1 protein-coding gene is annotated in these 587 nt (G+C 43.1%); it reads right to left on the reverse strand.

Going from position 1 to position 587, the window contains the following annotated elements:
* The coding region (locus tag AC1DH9_RS30545; protein WP_477809505.1) for a hypothetical protein at nt 1-302 on the reverse strand (302 nt) is incomplete at its 3' end.
* Between the last annotated feature and the right edge of the window lie 285 nt (nt 303-587).

Consider the following 587-nt stretch of genomic DNA (forward strand, 5'->3'; position numbering starts at 1 on the left):
CTGTATTCGTACAAAAGATCCTCGTCAACCTCTGACAAATCCTCCTCAATTTTATCTGCAATAGTCCTTGCCAAAGAACGATCACTTAAAAAAACAAATGGCTCATTGATAATTTCATCCGCATTAGCACTCAACCATTCAATTAACACCCTTGAGTCCCAATTAACACCAAATAAAACACACTCGCAGCCCGCCACCGCTCTAACTTTTAGAACCACATTCGAAAACCACTCACCGCCCGCAGCAGGGATAACTCTGCGAATCTTATCAACAGGAGAAAACTCAAAAATTAATTTATTCACATTTCACCCCTCAGCAAACGCTTGTATTCCAAAAAGGGGACGATTTTATTTACGACGACAATATCCGGCACCCCGCAAATAAATTCGCCACAAATAAATCCACCCCCTTCTCCCCACCTCTCTTATTTATCGACCGTAGAGTTTCCAAAAGTTCATCTGAGTCGTAAGCCAATATTGCTGCTTATCTGGAACTAGCAATCCAAAGTCACTACCCGCCCGAGCATCCCAACTCTCCTTTGGAAGAGCCAACTCTTCATGCAGTCTATCCCAATCAGTATGCCGGTA

The organism is Pseudomonas sp. 05T35 (assembly GCF_056396605.1).